This is a genomic window from Rhizobium lentis (assembly GCF_017352135.1).
GTDB classification, from domain to species: domain Bacteria; phylum Pseudomonadota; class Alphaproteobacteria; order Rhizobiales; family Rhizobiaceae; genus Rhizobium; species Rhizobium lentis.
In genome coordinates, this window is record NZ_CP071457.1 from 29,785 (window position 1) to 45,982 (window position 16,198).

13 protein-coding genes are annotated in these 16,198 nt (G+C 62.7%); 9 read left to right on the top strand and 4 right to left on the bottom strand.

Translation table 11 applies throughout. The features are described 5' to 3' along the window. Position 1 precedes the first annotated feature (1 nt). On the bottom strand, positions 2-2,323 hold the full coding sequence (locus J0663_RS28425) for an alpha-L-rhamnosidase (protein WP_207246115.1): 2,322 nt from the start codon (positions 2,321-2,323) through the stop codon (positions 2-4). Between the two features lie 140 nt (positions 2,324-2,463). On the opposite strand from J0663_RS28425, the gene J0663_RS28430 reads away from it, so the two are divergent. Next, positions 2,464-3,522, top strand: coding sequence for a LacI family DNA-binding transcriptional regulator (locus J0663_RS28430; RefSeq protein WP_207246116.1), 1,059 nt, complete (start codon positions 2,464-2,466; stop codon positions 3,520-3,522). Between the two features lie 49 nt (positions 3,523-3,571). On the opposite strand, the gene J0663_RS28435 is transcribed toward J0663_RS28430, so the two are convergent. Then, positions 3,572-4,483: a dihydrodipicolinate synthase family protein gene (locus tag J0663_RS28435; protein WP_207246117.1), complete on the bottom strand. Its 912-nt coding sequence runs from the start codon at positions 4,481-4,483 to the stop codon at positions 3,572-3,574. Positions 4,484-4,622: 139 nt separating this feature from the next. Between J0663_RS28435 and J0663_RS28440 the strand changes: the two genes are divergently transcribed. Together J0663_RS28440 and J0663_RS28445 are read left to right on the top strand one after the other, a co-directional pair. Continuing rightward, the gene (locus J0663_RS28440; RefSeq protein ID WP_207246118.1) at positions 4,623-5,336 is read left to right on the top strand and encodes a GntR family transcriptional regulator; all 714 of its coding nucleotides are present in this window, start codon (positions 4,623-4,625) and stop codon (positions 5,334-5,336) included. Positions 5,337-5,365: 29 nt separating this feature from the next. After that, the gene (locus J0663_RS28445) at positions 5,366-6,508 is read left to right on the top strand and encodes a M24 family metallopeptidase (protein WP_207246119.1); all 1,143 of its coding nucleotides are present in this window, start codon (positions 5,366-5,368) and stop codon (positions 6,506-6,508) included. A 36-nt stretch (positions 6,509-6,544) separates the two neighbouring features. Here J0663_RS28445 and J0663_RS28450 read toward each other — a convergent pair whose 3' ends face one another. Together J0663_RS28450 and J0663_RS28455 are read right to left on the bottom strand one after the other, a co-directional pair. Beyond that, positions 6,545-7,882, bottom strand: a complete 1,338-nt coding sequence (locus J0663_RS28450; RefSeq protein WP_207246120.1) for an alpha-L-fucosidase — start codon at positions 7,880-7,882, stop codon at positions 6,545-6,547. Between the two features lie 28 nt (positions 7,883-7,910). Beyond that, positions 7,911-8,846 carry a LacI family DNA-binding transcriptional regulator gene (locus J0663_RS28455; protein ID WP_246590475.1) on the bottom strand — a complete coding sequence of 312 codons (936 nt, stop codon included), beginning with the start codon at positions 8,844-8,846 and terminating at the stop codon, positions 7,911-7,913. Between the two features lie 264 nt (positions 8,847-9,110). Here J0663_RS28455 and J0663_RS28460 point away from each other — a divergent pair, with 264 nt between their 5' ends. The 6 genes from J0663_RS28460 to J0663_RS28485 all read left to right on the top strand — a co-directional run bounded on the left by J0663_RS28460 (position 9,111) and on the right by J0663_RS28485 (position 16,193). Continuing rightward, entirely contained in the window at positions 9,111-11,036 is a 1,926-nt protein-coding gene (locus J0663_RS28460) for an ABC transporter substrate-binding protein (RefSeq protein ID WP_207246122.1), read from the top strand. A 94-nt stretch (positions 11,037-11,130) separates the two neighbouring features. Beyond that, positions 11,131-12,117, top strand: a complete 987-nt coding sequence (locus tag J0663_RS28465; RefSeq protein WP_207246123.1) for an ABC transporter permease — start codon at positions 11,131-11,133, stop codon at positions 12,115-12,117. A 12-nt stretch (positions 12,118-12,129) separates the two neighbouring features. Then, positions 12,130-13,263 carry an ABC transporter permease gene (locus J0663_RS28470; protein ID WP_207246124.1) on the top strand — a complete coding sequence of 378 codons (1,134 nt, stop codon included), beginning with the start codon at positions 12,130-12,132 and terminating at the stop codon, positions 13,261-13,263. Beyond that, positions 13,253-14,305: an ABC transporter ATP-binding protein gene (locus tag J0663_RS28475; protein ID WP_246590471.1), complete on the top strand. Its 1,053-nt coding sequence runs from the start codon at positions 13,253-13,255 to the stop codon at positions 14,303-14,305. Before J0663_RS28470 ends, J0663_RS28475 begins: the two co-directional genes overlap by 11 nt. Then, positions 14,302-15,360 carry an ABC transporter ATP-binding protein gene (locus tag J0663_RS28480; RefSeq protein ID WP_207246126.1) on the top strand — a complete coding sequence of 353 codons (1,059 nt, stop codon included), beginning with the start codon at positions 14,302-14,304 and terminating at the stop codon, positions 15,358-15,360. Before J0663_RS28475 ends, J0663_RS28480 begins: the two co-directional genes overlap by 4 nt. Then, on the top strand, positions 15,360-16,193 hold the full coding sequence (locus J0663_RS28485) for a 5-deoxy-glucuronate isomerase (RefSeq protein ID WP_207246127.1): 834 nt from the start codon (positions 15,360-15,362) through the stop codon (positions 16,191-16,193). The genes J0663_RS28480 and J0663_RS28485 overlap by 1 nt, the downstream gene beginning before the upstream one ends. The last annotated feature ends 5 nt before the right edge of the window (positions 16,194-16,198 follow it).

Here is a 16,198-nt window from a genome sequence, read left to right on the forward strand (position 1 = left end):
CTCAAATATTGGGTAGGGAAAAGACCAACCGGTGCGTCCCGGCGGGGAGAACTACTTCCTCGATGACGGGCTCTCCGTTGAGCGACGGGTTCTGATGCCGCCGCCCCGGCCGGAAGCGGCCGACGCAGCCTTCCGGAAGCGTCAGCACATAGGCGACCTCGCTGCCCGTGCAGAGCCAGCCGGCCTCGATGCGCCCCTGGCTGATATCGTGATAGGCCGAAACCGGCGAGAGCGACGGGATCGGCGCAGGGTCGACGATCACCTCGGCAAATCCCGGTGCTGCCGGGCTTGGCGAAATTCCGGCGACGCATTCGAACAGCCACTGGCAGACGGCGCCATAGGCGTAGTGGTTGTAGCTGTTCATATCGGGTTCGTAGATGGTGCCGTCGGGCGCCATCGAATCCCAGCGCTCCCAGATCGTCGTCGCTCCCTTCGAGACCTGATAGAGCCACCCCGGCACATCCTCCTGCAGGAAGACCTTCTCGGCGAGATCGTCCATTCCGAGCTTCGTCAGGGCCGGCAAGAGGGCAGGGGTGCCGATGAAGCCGGTGCCGATCTTGTAGTCGGCATCGATGATCGCCTGCCTGAAATGCTGGCGGGCCGCCTCATGATGCTCGCCCGGGATCAGGTCGTACAGGAAAGCCAGCGCATAGGATGTCTGGTCGTTATGGGCGAGCCGCCCAGCCGGCGTGATGAATTCGTTGGCAAAAGCCGCGCGGATTTCGTCGGCGCGGTCTTTCATCTGCACCGCAAGCGCGTGCTGGCCGAGGACGGCTGCGATCTTCGCCAGAAGATCGGTCGAGATGAAATGGTAGAGGGTGGCTGCGCAGTCGTCGGCAATCGTCGGGCGCGGCTTTCTGTTGTCACCGACCGGCTGCAGCCAGTCGCCGAAGGTGAAGCCGCGGGCGCCCCAATGCGAGGGCGGATGGACAATCGGGCCGTCCGAGATGGACCAGACGAAATCGACCCAGCGCACCATCGAGCCCAGGCACTCCGAAAGAACGGACCGGTCGCCGTAATGGGTGTAGAGGACCCAGGGGATCACGACAATCGCGTCGCCCCAGCCGGTCGAGCCGGCATAGCCCGGGAAATTGCCGGGGTGCAGACGCGTCGGGTCGGGCGAGAAATGCGAAACGGCGCCGTCCTCGCGCTGGTCGGCCATCACATCGCGCAGATATTTCCGCAGGAACGACTGGCCGTCGCTCAGCCAGCATGCGGTTGCGGCAAAGACTTGGGCATCACCCGTCCAGCCCAGGCGTTCGTCGCGTTGCGGGCAATCTGTGGGCACTTCGATGAAATTGGCGCGCTGCGACCAGATGGTATTTTCAACCAGGCGATTGACGAGAGGATTGCCCGAGGTGAAGCCGCCCGCCGGTTCCGGCACCGAGGAGATTGGGATCGACGCGATTTCAACAATCTCCGCATCGCCTTTGATCGTCACCCTGGCATAACGGAAGCCGTGAAAGGTGAAATGCGGCGCGTAGGTCTCGTCGCCATCTCCGTGCAGCGTATAGAGGGTATGCGCGGCGGCGGCGCGATAGTTGCGATTGTCGAAATGGCGTTCCGGTCCAAGGACTTCCGAGTGCTCGACCCGCACTTCGGTGCCGGCAACACCCCGGACCGTGTATCTGACGTAGCCGCCGACATTCTGGCCGAAATCATAGACGGTCCTGCCGTCATCGTCGGTCCAGCTTTCGATCGGGACAAGCGGCCGCAGCTCCTGCACCGCCGCGGTTTCATGCGCGACGAGCAGCGCTCTGTCGAACGGCAGACTTTCCGTGCCATGGGTCTCGTTGAGATTTTCCTGGCGGGCATCATAGATCTCGCCGAAATAGATCCCCGATTTCCGGATCGGCAGGGGGCCGCTGCGCCAGGTGGTGTCGGTGGAAAGAATGACGCCGTCAGGGCCGACCAGATCGGCGATGGCGCCGATCCTGTCGCCCCAGCAGTTCGGGATCGCCTTGGCGCCCCACATCAAAGGTGAGCGGTACCATCCGTCCGCAAGCCAGATTTCGATCCGATTGAGGCCTGACTTGAGCAGGCTCGAGACGTCGTATCGCTGATAGGCAATGCGATCATCGTAATTCGTCCAGCCCGGCGTCAGCAGGTCGGCGCCGACCCGGGCGCCGTTGATGAAGCAGCGGTAGAGGCCAAGCGCGGAGATGAAGAGTTCGACCGGAAGCCCGGCGCCATCGTGATCGAAGGTCTTGGAGACGAAGCTCGCGGGCGTTCCCTGGCCGCCGTCCGACAGCGGCGCGATCATGTCGCCGGACCAGGCGCGCGAAACGAGATTGCCGTCGATGGCTGCCGGCTGAAAGTTCATCAAGTCCTCCCGGTCATTTGTAGAACGTTCTCCATATAACGTTCTACATTTTTTTCGGAAGCGCAATAGAAATTTCGTCGCCACTCTGCCATGGTGTTTATGGGCTATTGTGACGGCCCGCAGAGTAGCCCAGAGATTTCATGTCGATCGACGAGAAAAAGAGACTGCAACGAAATGATCGCGTGACGATCCGGACAGTGGCAACGCATGCGGGCGTATCGGTCGCCGCCGTTTCCAAGGTGATGCGAAACGCCTATGGCGTCAGCGAAGCGCTGCGGGCAAGAGTGACCGACGCTATTGAAGCGCTTGGATATCGGCCTTCACGGGCGGCGCGGGGGCTGCGGGGCCGGAGTTTCACCATCGGCGTGCTGCTGATCGATATTCGCAACCCCTTCCTTCCCGAGGTGATCGCCGGCGTCAACGGCGTACTGGCCCCTTCGCACTACCAGGCGATGATCGGCGTCAGCGATGCGCGCGTGCAGCTCGAGACGTCACTGATCGAGTCGATGATCGACTATAAGATGGACGGCCTGATCCTCGTTGCGCCGCGACTGCCCTCGGAGATCATCGCAAAATTCGCGGCAGAGATACCGATTGTGGCGGTTGGTTACCACGATGCCGGCGCCACGGCCTTCGACACCGTCAATGCCGACGACCAGCGCGGGGCGGAGATTGCAGTGGAAGCGCTGCTTGCCTGCGGCTATCGCGACATCGAAATGCTGAGCCTCGGCGAGCGCGAGGGGCACCAGGTCTCCGTCGTCCGCCAGCGTGAGATCGGCTTCCGCCGGGCAATGCAGCGCAGCGGGCTCGGCTCGTCTGCGCCGATCACCAAGATCCCGATCGCTCCGCCAAAGCGGGAAGAAACGATGCGGAAATTCCTGTCACGGAAAAACAGGCCGCGCGCCGTCTTCTGCTGGAGCGATCTTGACGCCATCACGCTGCTCAGCCTGGCGATGGAGATGGGCGTGCGTGTGCCGGAAGATCTTGCTGTCGTCGGCTATGACAATTCGTCGACCGCTGCCCTCGGTCTCGTCAATCTCGCAAGCATCGATCAGTCGGGCCGGGAGCTCGGCCAGGTCGCCACCCGCACGCTGATTTCGAGAATAGAGGGACGCACCGGCGCCGAGCATATTTTGCAGATCCCCTCGCTGGTCGGCCGCAACAGTCTGACCCGTTCCAGCAGCGCTTCAGGCGCATAGCGCGATGGAATGGCCGGCTGCCGCTATCCGGTTTGCCGGCCCCGTTGTCTCAGGCCGCCTTGCCGAGTTTCGAGGGACGCGTGGCGGCGGCCTTCTCGACCATGGCGATGACTTCGGTGCGCCGCGCGCCCGAAAGCGGCAGCCGCGGCATGCGGACACGTTCGGAGCCGCGGCCCATGATCTGCTCGGCGAGCTTGATAGACTGCACGAGGTCGTGCTCGGCATCGAGATGCAGAAGCGGCATGAACCAGCGGTAGATCCTGCGGGCCTCTTCCCAGTCGCCGCGTTCAGCGGCCGCAACGAGTTGCACGGATTCCTGCGGGAAGGCGCTGGTGAGGCCGGAGACCCAGCCCTTGGCGCCGAGCATCAGGCCTTCGAGCGCGACGTCGTCGAGGCCGGCGAAGATATCGAAACGATCGCCGAAGGCGTTGATGAGGTCGGTGAAGCGGCGCGGATCCGGCGCGCTCTCCTTGACCGCCTTGATGTTCGGCACGTCGGCCAGCACCTTCAGTACATCGGCGCCGATGTTGACGCGGTAGGCGGGCGGGTTGTTGTAGAGCATGATCGGCAGCGAAGTCGCTTCGGCGACGGTGCGGAAATGCGCGATCAGCTCTTCCGGCTTCGGCACATAGACCATGGCCGGCAGCAACATCAGGCCGTCGGCGCCGAGCTTTTCGGCGTCGCGGGCATAGGCGACGGCACGGCGCGTGTCGAATTCGGAGACGCCCGTGACGACAGGAACGCGGCCGTTGACGACCTCGACGGCGGCTTTCAGGATTGTGCGTTTCTCATCGGGATCGAGCGAATTGTTCTCGCCGCAGGTGCCCATGACGATCAGCCCGTTGACGCCGTCATTGACGAGTGCGTCCTGAACACGTTGGGTTGCGGAGATATCCACGGAAAGATCTTCGTTGAACTGCGTCGTTACGGCGGGAAATACGCCCTTCCATCCTGTTGTCATCGATCGAAACTCCGTTAAAGTTGGTTCCTTATATACAAACTGTCGACAAGACTCAATCGTCTTGATCGCGCAAATTCGTAAGGCGTTGCGGAAATCGGTCGAAACGCAATAAAAGGCTTCTCATGAAGGGGAGGGACAGATGCAAAACGATACAGAAAATGTGCGGGTGCGCGGTTCCGGCACGCAGAGCATCTATCTCGCGCTGCGCCGGGAAATCCTGTCGATGGCGCTCGAACCCGGCAGCCCGCTCGATGAAGTTCGGCTTTCGGAGCGTTTCGGCATGTCGAGGACGCCTATTCGCGAGGCGCTCTTGCGGCTTGCCGCCGACGGCCTCGTCACGACGCTGCCGAACCGCAACACGATTGTTGCCCCGATCGATTTCGCAAGCCTGCCCACCTATTTCGAGGCGCTGACGCTGATGTACCGGGTGACGACGCGCGGGGCCGCCGAGCGGCGGAACGGCGACATCATGAAGAGAATCCGCCTCCATCAGAAGGACTTCGCCGACGCGGTTGCCGAGCGGGATCCCTATGCAATGATCGAGGCGAACCGCGAATTCCACGTGGCGATCGCCGAGCTTGCCGGCAATTCCTATTATACGGCCTTCTTCGCCAGGCTGCTCGATGAAGGCCGGCGTATCCTTCGGCTTTATTATTCGACCTTCGATGACCGTCTGCCGCGCCAATATGTCGATGAGCATGAGGAAATCATTGCCGCGATCGACGCCGGCGACGCCGAACGCGCCGACCGGCTGGCAATTGCGCATGCCGGGCAGATCGTCCGGCAGATCCAGGACTATATCGCCCGCGACCTCGACCGGCCGGTGGCGATCGACATATCGCAAAGCCGCTGAACCAAGCGCAGAAAGAACAGGAAAACGACATGTCGTGGCAGCATTCCGTACCCCGCATCACCGAGGACGAACGGCAGCTCCGTCTATCGAAACTCCGGCAAGGGATCGAAGGCGAAGGCCTCGCCGGCGTGCTCCTCGGGCCGACCGAGAGCCTGCGTTACTTCACCGGTCTCGTATGGCATCCGAGCGAAAGGTTTCTCGGCGCGCTCGTGACGCCCAGTGCCATTTCCTACATCGTACCAGGGTTCGAGCGCAGCCGCGTCGAAACCCTGCCGCATCTGCCGGGGGAAATCCTGCTCTGGGAAGAGGAAGAAAGCAGTGCTGCCCTCATCTCGCGGCTTGTCGGCCAGGGCGGCCGGCTGGCTCTCGACGACGGGCTGCCGCTTTACTTCTATCATGCCTTGGCGGCGGCGATGGGCGCCGAAAGGCTCGCCGATGGCGGGCGGCTGATCCGCGGCCTGCGGCGCATCAAATCGGCGGCCGAGATCGCGCTCATCCAATATGCGATGAACCTGACGCTCGACGTCCACGAGCAGGTGCATGCGCTGTTGAAGCCGGGCATCAGATCATCCGAAGTGGTCGATTTCATCGATCGCCAGCATCGCCAGGCCGGCGCCGACGACGGCTCGACATTCGCAATCGTCTCCTTCGGCGCAGCGACCTCGCTTCCACATGGCGCCGACGGCGATCAGGTTCTGGGCCCAAGCGACGTCATTCTTGTCGACACCGGCTGCCGGATCGACGGTTATCATTCCGACATCACCAGGACCTACATGCTGGAGGGCGGCGACCGCGAGTTCGAACGCGCCTGGCGGATCGAGCGCGAGGCACAGCAGGCGGTCTTCGACGCAGCCCGGATCGGCGCCGCCTGCGCAAGCCTCGACGATGCCGCCCGCAAGGTGCTCGCCAAACATTCGCTCGGCCCCGACTACCGCCTGCCGGGATTGCCGCATCGCGCCGGCCACGGCCTGGGGCTCGAGATCCATGAAGAGCCCTATATCGTTCGCGGCAACGACACGGCCCTTGCCGCCGGCATGTGTTTTTCCAACGAACCGATGATCGTCTTCCCCGAAAAATTCGGGATCCGGTTGGAGGATCATATCACCATGACCGCAGACGGCCCACGTTGGTTCACCGATCCGGCGGCGGGGCCGACCGAGCCGTTTGCCTGAGCGGCGTCATCTCCCGCCCGCTCAGGCAGCTGCCTGTCAATCTCGAATGCCGGCCGCGCTTGCAGTCTTGAGCTTGACCTCGATGACGGGGACGACGACTTTGGGTCGGCGCACCGGCAGGACGAATGTCAGTTCGTCCTCGGCGACGGGGAACTGCGTGTTCGCCCAGAGCGTATTGGCCGACGGGCGCAGCCAGGTGACTTCGCTGGCGTCATGCAGGAATTGCGCATATTCGATCTTGCCCGCCAGCGCATCGAAATGCAGATGCTTGTAGGGCCAGTTGAACAGGTGGATATAGAGGCGGTCGCCGTTCTGGGTGAGCCGGCAATCGGGCGGCGCGGTAAAGTCGGACTGGGTGCAGCCGACGATGCTGCGCTCGTGTAGCGCCATCCATTCCTCATAGGCGGCAAGGGCGGCGAGGGCGCGATGGTCGAGCGTGCCGCGTGCCGTCGGCCCGACATTCATCAGCAGATTGCCGCCGATGGCGACGGTGCCGACCAGCATCTGCACCAGTTGCTCCGTACTTTTCCAGGTATCCTCGTCGCGGTGATAACCCCAGGAGCCGCTGAGCGTCTGGCAGGCTTCCCAGACGACCCGCCTGCCGTCGCGTTTGGGCCAGGCGCGCGGCATATATTGCTCCGGAGTCACGATGTCAGGCTGCAGGCCGGCAAGATCGAGCCGGTTGTTGATGATGATATCGGGGGCGAGCTCGCGCACCAGGCGCACGAGCTTCTCGCTTTCCCAATCCCGATGGCCCTTGCCGACCAGCTCTCCGAGTTTCCACTGCGGATAGCTGAAATCGAACCACATGATGTCGATCCGGCCGAACTCGGTCAGCAACTCGCGCACCTGCTCGCGCATGAAGGCGGCATAACGGCTGATGTCGCGGCCTTCGTTGATCTGCGTCGCATCGGGGTGATTGCGCTGCGGGTGGCGCGGATCGACCGTAAAGTCGGGATGATGCCAGTCGATCAGCGAATAGTAGAAGCCGATCCTCAGGCCTTTGGCGCGGAAGGCGTCGACGAAGGGCCGCAGCAGATCTCTTCCGTAAGGCGTGTTGGTCACCTTGAAGTCGGTTGCCTTGGTGTCCCAGAGGCAGAAGCCCTCATGGTGCTTGGTCGTCAGCACCACATATTTCATGCCCGCGGCTTTCGCGCGTCTCGCCCACTCTCCGGGGTCGTAGAGATCGGGATCGAAATGATCGAAGTATTTCTGATAGTCGGCGTCGGTCAGTTCTTCGCGGCTCTTGACCCATTCATGGCGCGCCGGCAGGGCATAGAGCCCCCAATGCACGAACATGCCGAACCGGTCGTGGACGAACCAGGCCTTCTTCTCCTCGGGCAAGGCCAGTGACTGCAGATTGTCGCCATCCATGGGTGGTGTTCCTCCTGTTGGATTGGAATCAGGTCGTTTCGCGGACGATGAGTTCGGGGACGATGACAATGCCGTGCTGGCGGTTCTTGGTGGCGATGCGGCTGAGCAGCAGGCGCACGGCTTCCTCTCCCATTTCCCGTTTCTGCACCCTCAGGGTGGTAAGGGCCGGGGACAGCAGCTCGGCCGTTGGAATGTCGTCGAAGCCGATCAAAGCGATCTGCTCGGGGATCGAAATGCCGGCCGCTCGGCAGGCTTTCATGGCGCCGATCGCATTGAGGTCGTTGTAGCAGACGAGAGCGTCGATGCCGGGCGCTTCCGCCAGCAATTGCGCCGCCGCCGTCTGTCCCGCCGCTGCGGTAGGATCGCAATAGACTAGGCCTTCCGCCTTCAGTCCATGGGCCGCCAGCGTCTTGCGGATGCCGACGAGGCGGCTCTTGCCGCCGAAGGAACTTCGCGGCCCGGCGATGATCGCAATCCTGCGGCGCCCGCGCTCGACCAGATGATCGATGGCGCGCGACGCTCCGGTCTCGTAATCGGTGACGATGGTTCCCGCGACGTCCGTTGGAGCTTCGCGGTTGATCAGCACGACCGCGCGGTGGGGCGCCAGCGCCTTGTGCAAGGCGGCATCGGGCAGCCGCGCGCTGCAGACGATGATGCCGTCGACCCGATGCCTCAGCAGCGCCTCGATGAGCTCTTCCTCCCGCTTGCTGTTCTCGACGACGTTGGACAGAAGCAGGTTGTAGCCGGCGGCACTCGCCGCATCCTCGGCCCCCCTGATGACCTCGGGAAAGAACGGGTTGGTGATATCGGGAACGAGAAGGCCGATGGTCTTCGACCGATCCGAGCGCAATCCGCGTGCGAAGGGATTGGGCCGGTAGTTGAGTTCGTTCGCCGCCAGGAGAATGCGCTGGGTGGTCTCCGCGCTGGCGCCGCCCTGACCGTTGAGCACGCGCGATACCGTCATCGGCGACACGCCGGCGGCGCGCGCGACATCGGCGATGGTTATTTTGGATTCTGGCTCTTTGGGGCGGTTCAACGGGGTGGTCTCTTGGAATGGCATGGTATTGAGATAACGATAACTAACATACTTCCCGAGAAAACCAAGTCTGCTCGGGGGTCCATGACCTGTTTCAAAAATCTTTTTGACAATGCTGAACGGTAACGTTAACGTAAGATACAGAGGAGAATACGTTAACGATAACCTAGGCGAGATCATTGGGAGGAAACAATGCAACACGTCAGAATTCTACGACGGCAGGTTATTTCCACCGTTGCCACAGCGATTCTCATCGGTTCCAGCTGGGCGGGAGCCGCCTTCGGTTTTCAGGAGTCGCCGGAGCTCAAGGCGCTCGTCGATGCCGGCAAGCTGCCGCCTGTGGAAAAACGGCTGCCGAAGGACCCTCTCGTGCTCACGCCTCTGGAATCGGTCGGGACCTATGGCGGCACCTGGCGCACGGCCACCTTCGGCGGCGGCGACAGCGAGATCGAGCGTTCGATCGGCTATACCAGGCTGGTCCGCTGGAATCCGGAATGGACCGAGGTGATCCCCGATATCGCCAAGAGCGTCGAGGTCAACGCGGACGCCACCGAATATACTTTCGCTCTGCGTGAAGGCACGCGCTGGTCGGATGGCGAGCCCTTCACGGCAGACGATCTGGTGTGGTGGAACGAGAACGTGCTGCGCAATACCAAGATCACGCCTGCCGCGCCGGGATGGCTGACCGGGGGCGGTGAGACGGTCAAGGTCGAGAAGATCGATGATTACAGGGTGGTCTTCAAATTCGCCGCGCCGAACGGTCTCTTCCTGATGAACATGGCGACGGTGCGCGGCTCAGATATCCTGGCGGCCGCACCGGCGCACTACCTCAAGCAGTTCCACAAGGATTTCAATCCCGACGGCATCGACGCCCTGGTGAAGGCAGCGGGCGCAACAGACTGGGTCCAGCTCTTCAACAACAAGACCGGCTTTCCCGGCCGCTGGCGCGATCTCGGCCGCCCGACGCTCGACGCCTGGGTGTTGACCGCGCCCTATAACGGCACGACCCAGGTCGTCGGCGAACGCAATCCCTATTACGCCAAGGTGGACACGGCAGGAAACCAGCTGCCCTACTTGGACCGCATCACCATCGACGTGATGCAGGATACACAGGCGATCATTCTGAAGGCGATCAGCGGCGAAATCGACATGCAGAACCGCTTCATCGAGACGACGGATGCGCGCCCCGTGATCGTGCAGAACCAGCAGAAGGGTGGCTACGGTCTCTTCATCGCCAGGCCGGCATGGTCGAACGCGCTGCTGATCACCCTCAACCAGACCCACAAGAATCCGGCGCTGCGCGCCGTCTTCTCAAACAAGGATTTCCGCATCGGCCTCAGCCACGCGATCAACCGCGAGGAGCTCAACCAGCTGATCTATGCCGGCCAAGCCAAGCCCTATCAGGCGGCACCGCGCGAAGGCACCGCACTCTACGACGAGAAGATGGCGACGCAATATCTGGAATATAATGTCGATCTCGCCAATCAGTATCTCGACAAGGCGGGTCTCACCAAGCGCGATGCCGAAGGCTTTCGCCTCGGTCAGAACGGCAAGCGGATCACCTTCGCACTCGATGCGCTGACCGGAAGCCCGATCCAGGTCGACGCCCTTGAGATGATCCAGCGCTACTGGCGGGCCGTCGGCATCGATATGCAGCCGCGCCCGGCGGAACGCTCTCTGATCTTCTCCCGGCTGCAGAACAACGACAATGACGGCCTGGGGTGGGTCGGCGGCGGTGGCTACGACTTCCTCGGCCTGCTCGATCCCAAATGGTATTTCCCGCACGAATATGAATCGAGCTTCGCGACCGCTTGGGGTCTCTATTACCAGAACCCCAAGGATCCGAACGCTGAGGAGCCGAGCCCCGCCGCCAAGAAGCAGATGGACCTCTACCGGCAGGTGCAGGAGGCCCCGACGCTCGAAAAGCAGCTCGCCGCGATGAAGGAGCTGCTGGCGATCACCCGTGATGAATTCTATGTCATCGGCACCAACCTGGAGCCGGACCGGGTCGGCATCGTCAAGACCAACATGCACAACGTGCCCAAGGTCATTCCCAGCACATCCTTCTACATGACGCCGGGGCCGGCCAAGCCCGAGACCTTCTATTATCAGCAGTAGAGGCACGCGATCGGCAGGAATGGCGTTCACGGCTGCTATTCCTGCCCCAGCCCCGCCCAATCCGATCGGCGATCGCCGTCGAAGGAGCTTGAATATGGCCGGCTTCATCATCAGACGTCTGCTTTACATGATCCCGATGATGTTCGCGATCTCGGTCGTGACCTTCATCATCATCCAGTTGCCGCCGGGCGACTTCCTGACCGCGATGACCGCGCGCCTGGCCTCCCAGAACGAAACCGTTGATCCCGGCGTCATTGCCGGCCTGCGTGAGCGCTATGGCCTCGACCAGCCTTGGCCGGTCCAATATTGGAAATGGATCAGCGGCATCCTGCTGCGCGGCGATTTCGGCCAGTCCCTCGATTGGAACAAGCCGGTCAGCGAGCTGATCTGGGCGCGCATGGGCCTGACGATGGCGGTCTCGGTCACAACGCTGCTCTTCGTCTGGGCGGTGGCCTTTCCGATCGGCATCTATTCTGCCGTACGGCAATATTCGGTGGGGGACTATGTCGCCACCTTCTTCGGTTTTCTTGGGCTTGCCATTCCGAGCTTCCTGCTGGCGCTGGTGCTGATGTTCGTCTCCGCGCAATATTTCGGCCAAAGCGTCGGCGGGCTGTTTTCACCCAACTATATCAATGCCGCCTGGAGCTGGGCCAAGCTCGGCGATCTCATTTCGCATATGTGGATCCCTGTCGTCGTGCTCGGTACCGGCGCGACGGCGGCGCTGATCCGCATCATGCGCGCCAACCTGCTCGACGAACTCAACAAGCCCTATGTCGACATGGCGCGCTCCCGGGGCCTAAGCGAAATCCGGCTGCTGCTCAAATATCCGGTGCGGGTGGCGCTCAACCCCTTCGTATCCACAGTCGGCTGGGTGCTGCCGCACCTCGTCTCGGGCTCGGTGGTGGTTTCCATCGTCCTCAGCCTGCCGATCACCGGGCCGCTGCTGCTCAACGCATTGTTTGCCCAGGACATGTATCTCGCCGGCACTTTCATCCTGCTGATGAGCATGCTGACGCTGATCGGCACGTTGATCTCCGATCTGCTGCTCGCCTGGCTCGATCCGCGCATCCGCAACGGCTGAAGGACGATAGATATGACTGATCAAGCCATCGCACTCGCGCCTGAAGTGATCCGGAATTCCGACGCCGTCGCCGGGCAGTGGAAGCTCATATGGCGACGCTTCTGCCGCCATCGCTTGGCGCTTGCTGCCGGCGTCGTCATCTTTTTGATCTACATGGTCGCCCTGTTTGCCGAGGTTCTCGCCCCGGTTTCGTCGCAGACCTACGATTCCCGCTACACTTATGCGCCGCCGCAACAGCTCAGGTTCGCAGGCTATGATGCGACAGGCGGATTTCACCCGCTCTATGTCAACGGTTATTCGATGAAGGTCGATCCGATCGCGCTCAGCCGCACTTATGTGCCCGATCCGGCCGTCGTCATCCCGGTGGGCTTCTTCGTCAAGGGCGAACCCTATCGGCTCTGGGGTCTGTTCGATCTGGACCGGCATCTGATCGGCCCGATCGAGATGGGCAAACCCTTCTACCTGTTCGGCGCCGACCGTCTGGGCCGCGACGTCTTCAGCCGGACGGTCTACGGTACCCGCATTTCGATGTCGGTGGGGCTGATCGGGGTGGCGATCAGCCTTGTCCTCGGCATCATCCTCGGCGGCATCTCCGGCCTCTATGGCGGCTGGGTGGACGATGTGATCCAGCGCTCGATCGAACTCATCAATTCGATCCCGACCATCCCGCTGTGGATGGGCCTTGCGGCTGCCGTGCCGATCAGCGCCGATCCGATCCTCGTCTATCTCTGGATCACGGTCATCCTGTCGCTGATCGGCTGGACCGACCTTGCGCGTGTGGTGCGCGGGCGCTTCCTGTCGCTCAAGACCGAGGATTTCGTGATCGCCGCCCGTCTCGATGGCTGCTCGCGGATGCGCATCATCTGGCGGCACATGGTGCCGTCCTTCATGAGCCACATCATCGCCTCGGTGACGCTCGCCATCCCGACGATGATCCTGGCCGAAACCGCGCTTTCCTTCCTCGGCATCGGCCTGCGCCCGCCCGTCGTCAGCTGGGGCGTGCTGCTTCAGGAAGCGCAGAACATCCTCGCGGTCACCAGTGCACCCTGGCTGTTCCTTCCCGGTATCGCGGTGATCGTCACGGTGCTCGCCCTCAATTTTCTCGGTGATGGATTACGCGATGCTGCAGATCCCTATGAATACTGACTCCAATTTCGCCACCGCCGGCGGGCGCCGCGCCGATCACGACCCGCTGATCGAGGTCGATGATCTCAGAACCCACTTCTTCGGCGGTGCGGGCACGGTGAGGGCGGTCGATGGCGTCTCCTTTTCCATCCCGCGTGGCAAGACGGTCTGCGTCGTTGGCGAATCCGGTTCGGGCAAGAGCATCACCGGCCGCTCGATCCTCAACCAGGTTCCGCGCGGCGGGCGGATCGTCTCGGGCGCGATCCGCTACCGGCCTGACCCGGCGGCACCCGCCATTGATCTCGCGACGCTCGACCCGCGCGGCCGTGAGATGCGAGCGATCCGCGGCGCCCAGATTGGTCTGATCAGCCAGGAGCCGATGGCAGCGCTTTCGCCCGTCCATACGATCGGCAACCAGATGGTGGAGGTGATCCGCCTGCATCTGAAGATGGGAAAGAAAGAGGCGCGCGAACATGCGATCGAGACCTTGGCACTGGTCGGAATTCCCCGGCCGGCCGAGCGGATGGAAAGTTACGCCTTCCAGTTTTCCGGCGGCATGCGGCAGCGCGTCTGCATCGCGCTTGCACTCGCCTGCCGTCCCAAGCTCTTGATCGCCGACGAGCCGACCACGGCGCTCGACGTGACCACCCAGGCCAATATCCTCGATCTGCTCGCCTCGCTGCAGGCCGAATTCGGGCTCTCGGTGTTGTTTGTCACTCACGATCTCGGCGTGGTGGCCGAGATCGCCGACGAGGTCGTCGTCATGTATGTCGGCCGGGTGGTGGAGGCGGGCGATGTCGATACCATCTTCCACGCACCGGCTCATCCCTACACCAAGGCGTTGCTGCAATCCGTGCCGCGCATGCATGGCCAGCCGAGCGAACGGCTCGCGGTCATCGAGGGCATGGTGCCCTCGCGTTTCGCCCGTCCTGAAGGCTGCAGCTTTCATCCCCGCTGCAAGCAGGCGAAAGCGGGCCTCTGCGACCGGAGCGATCCCCAACCCGTCGTCATCGGCGAGGGGCACGTCGCCAGCTGTCTGCTTTACGAGGGAGGACTGCGATGACCGGTTCCGCAACACCACGCAGCCCGCTGCTCGAACTTGACGATCTCAAGATGCATTTCCCCATTCGCATGGGCGCGTTCCGGCAGGTGGTCGGTCACGTCAAGGCGGTCGACGGGGTTTCGCTTCGCATCGAGGACGGCGAGACGCTCGGCATCGTCGGCGAATCCGGCTGCGGCAAGTCGACGCTTGCCCGCACCGTCCTGCGCATCTATCAGCCCACGGGCGGAGAAATCCGCTATCGCGACCGCGGCGGCGGCACCGTGGACCTCGCGGCGCTATCGGCGTCCGCCCTCAAGGACATCCACCGCGACCTGCGCATGGTGTTCCAGGACCCGCAGTCCTCGCTCAACCCGCGCCTTCCGGTGATCGACATCATCGGCGAGGTATTGAGCGTCAACCGCATCGTCAAGGGCCGGGAACTCGAGCACCGGGTCGCCGATCTCATGCAGAGCGTCGGCCTGCGCCCCGAATATATGCGCCGCTATCCCCACGCTTTCTCGGGCGGCGAACGCCAGCGCATCGGCATTGCCCGGGCACTGGCATCCAATCCGCGCCTGGTAATTGCCGACGAGGCCGTCTCGGCGCTCGATGTCAGCGTGCAGGCGCAAACCATCAACCTGCTGCAGGACCTGCAGGAACAGTTCGGCCTGACCTATCTTTTCGTCGCTCACGACCTCTCGGTCGTCAGGCATATCTCGGACAATATTGCCGTCATGTATGTCGGTCATGTCGTCGAAAAGGCGCCGACCGAGCAGATCTTTTCGCGCCCGCTCCACCCCTATACCGAAGCGCTGCTCTCGGCCGTGCCGATCGCCGACCCACGGCTGCGCCGCGATCGCCAGCGCATCCGGCTGGCGGGCGAAGTTGCCGATCCCGCCCATCCGCCTCCCGGCTGCGCATTTCATCCGCGCTGCCGCTACGCGACCGCCCTTTGCAAGCAGGAGGTGCCGGCGCTGCGCACCGTCACTGACGATGGGCACGCTGTCGCCTGCCATCACGCCGAAGCCTTGAACCTCAATCCCTTTGCAGACCGTACCGTTCCGGAGTTCAACTGATGCCTGATTTCATTCCACGCTCCGAGCAGCGTCCTATTGTGGATACCTCCTCCAAGACGCTCGATCTCATCTACTTCGATCTCGTCACGCTCGCCTCCAACGAGCGGGACACGCGGCGGCTGCCTGCGCACGAAAGCCTCTACGTCGTGCTGTCGGGTCAGGTGGATATCGAAGTGGATGACATCATGTTCGAAGCGGTGGGCCGGCGAGCTGATATCTGGGGAGGCGATGCGGACTCGGTTTACGCGCCCGTCAATGCCAATGTCCGGATATCGGCCCGTGGCGGCCCGGCAGAAATCGCCATTGCCGGAGGCCTCTGCGACACGCGCTACGCCCCGTTTCGGGTGACGCCCGATGAGGTCGACGCGGTGAATGTCGGCTCGTCCGACACGCACAGCCAGCGGCGGATCGTGCACCTTCTCGGCCAGCGGCAGAACGGCCGTTGCGGTAACCTGCTGGTGAGCGAACTCTATGCCGGTGAGGGCTGCTGGTCTGGCTATCCTCCCCACAAGCACGATACCGAGGACGGCGATGCCGAGACCCGGCATGAGGAGCTCTATCACTACCGCTTCCAGCCGGAGACCGGCTTCGGCAGCCAGATCACCTATGACGACGACGGTCCGGTCAAGATCCTGATGACCCGTCACGGCGACACCTTCCTGCTCGATCGAGGCTATCACCCGACGGTCACCTCCCCGGGGCATCGGGGCTATATCTTCACCATCCTCGTCGGCAAGCACCGCCGCGGGCTGATCCAGCGCTTCGATCCCGCCCATCAGCATCTGACCAAGACCATCCCCGGCATCGATGCGATGCGCGACAAGTTCAAATAATCCCG